The sequence below is a fragment of the bacterium genome, assembly GCA_035371905.1.
GTDB lineage: Bacteria > Ratteibacteria > UBA8468 > B48-G9 > JAFGKM01 > JAMWDI01.
The window spans coordinates 1,245-5,271 of record DAORXQ010000106.1; the positions used below are offsets into that span (position 1 = coordinate 1,245).

A 4,027-nucleotide genomic window follows, 5' to 3' on the forward strand; every position below is an offset into this window, starting at 1 on the left:
CGGAGGATGTTTTGTATAGATATAGTAAAAGGTTGAAAGAGGAATCACTGGAGGAGTATAAAAACAGACAAAATAGAGGTTCTGTTAAGGGAGCAGGGAATATAAAGATTAGAAGTATTTTAAAGTCAAAAATAGAAGAAAAATGTAGAACTGGAGGTGAAAAATGAAAAAGAGAGAAGGTCAGTTAGATACTATTGATTTTGAGTATGGAACTATTGAAATTGAAGATATAAATTGGCATAGAGGAATAATACCTTGCCCTAATGGGTATATTTATATTGATGATTCTGTTTATAGTGAGGTAAAAGAAAAAATATTTGAGACATTAAAAAGATATAATATTAGTGATGACTTATATCGTGCGGTTGTTAATGTTTTGAGTGATTTTTGGCATTTTTGGGAATATAACTGGAGATATAATATAAAATTTACTTCTTCTTATATTGAATTTTTGTATCCTGGCAGTTCAGGTTATGGTTTTCATATTTTGGTTAAATATCCTGAAGCTGATGGGACTGAAATTGAGTATGCTATTTTAGATTATGGTGATGAGGAAGATAAAGAATCATTAGAAAATGCTACAGATGATGAAAAAAATGCATTAAAAGTAGCAATTGAGGATGCTATAGAATATTTTTGTGGACGTGTAGGTGCAGCGGAGGATGTTTTGTATAGATATAGTAAAAGGTTGAAAGAGGAATCACTGGAGGAATATGAAGACATACAAGATGAAAGTGAAGAGGATGATGATGAAGGGTTTTTAAGAAAGCAAGGAAGTAATAAAAAGGAAGTAGAAATTTGGATTCTTGAGTCTCCCGATTCTTGGTCACCAGAAGAAATTTCAAATATTGATTGGGATGCAATAGAAGAACATTTAAATAAATTGGGCATAGATGTATATAGAACTAGTGAAACAAAGGATACTGGATTTGGACAAGAAAGAAGATGGATTGTTAAGTATAATGATAGTGATTTTGAAGATAATATTGAATTTGAAAATTGGTTTAGTGATGAAGTTTTTGAATATATGAGAGATTTTACAAAGGATAATAATAAAAAACCGAAAATGGCTAAAAAATTTAGTGTTAAAGAAACAAAAAAGATTGTTGGTTCAAAAAAACCAATTTGGGTAGATAGAGAGATTATTGCTCAAATTTGCCCTGAATGTGCAAGGATGATGAAAAAACAAGGAATTAAAAAGTTAAATGTGAGACCAATACTAACAGCAAAATGGAAGAGCTTGCCACGAGGATGGACTGAAAAGTCTCTTAGAAGTTTTTGGAACTCAATTGGTGGCTCTGTATCAGAATGTATAGAAAAAATGGAAGGAAGGGTTAGTGATCCAGCAACTTTTTGTGCTGCATTAAAAGATAGAATAGAAGGCACAACTTATTGGCGGGGACCAGAAAAGAAAAAAACAATGCTGAAGTCGGCTGGTCGCACATCAAACTTGTATCAGAAGCAAGGAGGCGAATTAACACCATTGAATATTGTTCCAGAAAGAAAGATTATTATTTATCCAGTTGCTCTTGCTGCTGAAGATGTTTTGAGAGTTTTAAGATATATGAAAGGAAGTCTTACACCAAAACAAGCATATGAGTATGTTATTTATCACATTCCTAATGTGACGCCAGAATTTGAAGAAGATTTAAAAGCAGAGTTGTTAAAATATGGTTTAAAAATTGAAGATTGAAAATAACAATTAAAATAATTTAGAGGGGGTAGAAATGAGGTTGGGGAGAGTTAAGAGAATTCTTAAAGCACAAAAAGTAAATGAAAATAATAAAAAAAACCAGAGATGGTATGAAAAGGTAATTGATAATTTTGAAAAATGGGTAAAAGGAGGAGAGCCTTTTGTTCAAATGTTAAGAAAAGGTACAATAGATTATTGGAATTTTAATAGTTTTTTCTATGGGCAAAAGGGGGATCCACATTTAATAGCAGTAACTAAGGGAAGTGAAGTAGAAGATGAATTCACAGCACGGGGTTATAAAAAAATTAAAGAAGTAGACGATATTGTTTTATTAAAACATGTGGATTATACTAGAGCTGAAGGTGATGTGAAAGCTTATACAAACATGAAGGAAAAATTGAGAATGATAAAGAAGTGAGGAGATATTTTGAATAGAGATTTTAAATATAGAGTTTTAGACCTTCTTGGAGAGGCTATACAGTATATCAAGAATGCAGAAAGTTATATTTTTTATTTAATGAGTGATTTCCAATCAGAGGATTTTACTGATGAAGAATCAAGAGAAATACAAAATGTTTATGCTTTAATAAAAGAAATTGAGGAGAGGTTAAGGAATTTAGATAGGATTGTTAATAGTAAAAAAGAAGATTAGGAGGTGAAATGTTAAAAATTGGAGCATTAAGGGGAATAACAACGGAAGATATTGTAAGTAATTATAAGGAAGTAAAAGCTATGGCAGATGAGGAGTTTAACAGAATAAGACCTGAACTTGGTACAATTCGTTTGAGTAAGGTTTATGATAAGTTAGAAAAAATGAAAGGGTCAAAGGCATCTGATATAATTTTCTTTTATTCATTTAGAAAATCTGCAGATCCTTCACACACATATTTTGTTCCTATAAGAGTTAGAGAAAATTGTGTTATAACACCAAAGATTGCTTTTAGAATGTTAAATGCTGGCAACGTTTTGAAAGAAGTGCCTTTAGAATCTGTTGCAAAAATGGAAGATTCAAAAGTAAAAATTAATCCATTTACAGGATTAGTAAAGGCTGTAAAGAGAGTTTTTTCTCAAGATAAACCAGAAAAATTGACAATAGAAAAACCTAAGTTGGTAAGAAAATTCCCTAGTACTATTAAACCTAAAGAAGAAACAGAAGAAGGTGAAAAAATACCTGAGTATTACAGTGGTAGTTTGAGCGAGACATTAAATTATATTGCTTATGTATTGAGAGAAGTAGAAAAAAAGGAAGAGAAAATAGAAGGAATAAAAATGCAAGTAGATGAGGCAGTAAAAAAAATTTTGGAAGAGACAGGATTAGGCAAAGAAAAAGAAAAACTAGAGCAAGAAAAAAAACAATTTGAAAACATTGCTAAGGAATTAATTGAAAGAATTAGTACTCTTGAAGAATACTTTAGAATAACTCGTGGTTTGGCACATCTTGTTGTTGATAAAAATGAGAAGTTGTTGTTTGGTATAGAAAGTAAGGTTATATCTCCAACGTCAGTAAATATAGATAGATTGAATACTATAATTGACACAATTTTAGCAAAAAACGAAAGATTAAAAAAGGCATTTAAAAAAGCTATTGATGAATATTTAAAAGAAGAAACAAAAATTAGAGAGACAATGGAAATCATCCCAGGTGAGAGAATACCAAAGGTATGGAGAACAGAAATACCATTACAACCAGAAAAGGGAATACCAGAAAGTATACCGGGTGAGGTGAAAAAAGGACAAGTTTCAAGTGCATTCGTTTCATCTATTAGAGAAGTTATAACAATTTTGAGAGAAATATCAAGACTTTTAGATGAAGGTTTAAGAATAATTGGTGAAGTTAAACTGCCTGCTTTTGCTCCTCTAAGGAAGGTTATAAGACCAGAACCAGTGTTTGCACCAGCATTTGCACAGAAGAAAAAAGAGGTGAACGAAGATAAAAAAGTAGGTGAAGAAGATTTATCAAATGAGTTACCAGATCTTGATGAAAAATTATTGGATGAGATAGAAGTATCGGAAGATGAATTAGAAGATGAAATAGAAGATGAAATAATTGTTGACGAAGAAGAAGATAGCGAAGACGGGATGGTCGTTAGCGATGAAGAAGATGAAGTGTATTTAAAGATTGGTGATAGGGTTAAATTGGATAATGGAAAAGAAGGTATTATTGAAGGTTTTTCAGCGGCTGATTCAAATAAGGTTTATGTAAGAATAGTTGGCGAAGAAAATGCAATATATGTTGATAAAGATGAATTGGAACTTGTTGAAACAGTGATAACTGATGAAGAAACCTGAAGAAAGAAAACAGAAAGGAGGTGAAAATGTTTTTTAAAAAAGCGC

The 4,027-nt window shown here is 31.3% G+C and carries 4 protein-coding genes; all 4 read left to right on the forward strand.

Translation table 11 applies throughout. The features are described 5' to 3' along the window. Window positions 1-163 precede the first annotated feature (163 nt). From PKV21_08855 to PKV21_08870, 4 genes are read left to right on the forward strand one after another with little or no spacing between them, the layout of a single operon-like run. Complete coding sequence (locus PKV21_08855; protein HOM27594.1) at window positions 164-1,693, forward strand: hypothetical protein; 1,530 nt, start codon at window positions 164-166, stop codon at window positions 1,691-1,693. Window positions 1,694-1,727: 34 nt separating this feature from the next. Beyond that, window positions 1,728-2,111: a hypothetical protein gene (locus PKV21_08860; GenBank protein HOM27595.1), complete on the forward strand. Its 384-nt coding sequence runs from the start codon at window positions 1,728-1,730 to the stop codon at window positions 2,109-2,111. A gap of 9 nt (window positions 2,112-2,120) precedes the next feature. Continuing rightward, window positions 2,121-2,345 (forward strand): hypothetical protein, encoded by a 225-nt coding sequence (locus PKV21_08865; GenBank protein HOM27596.1) that lies wholly within the window; start codon window positions 2,121-2,123, stop codon window positions 2,343-2,345. Window positions 2,346-2,353: 8 nt separating this feature from the next. Then, a complete protein-coding gene (locus PKV21_08870) occupies window positions 2,354-3,982 on the forward strand; it encodes a hypothetical protein (protein HOM27597.1) in 1,629 nt (542 codons plus the stop codon). Window positions 3,983-4,027 lie beyond the last annotated feature (45 nt).

Excerpts from the sequence above, each read along its gene's own strand:
- PKV21_08855 (HOM27594.1), top strand. The coding sequence starts at position 164 with ATGAAAAAGAGAGAAGGTCAGTTAGATACTATTGATTTTGAGTATGGA.
- PKV21_08860 (HOM27595.1), top strand. The coding sequence starts at position 1,728 with ATGAGGTTGGGGAGAGTTAAGAGAATTCTTAAAGCACAAAAAGTAAAT.
- PKV21_08870 (HOM27597.1), top strand. The coding sequence starts at position 2,354 with ATGTTAAAAATTGGAGCATTAAGGGGAATAACAACGGAAGATATTGTA.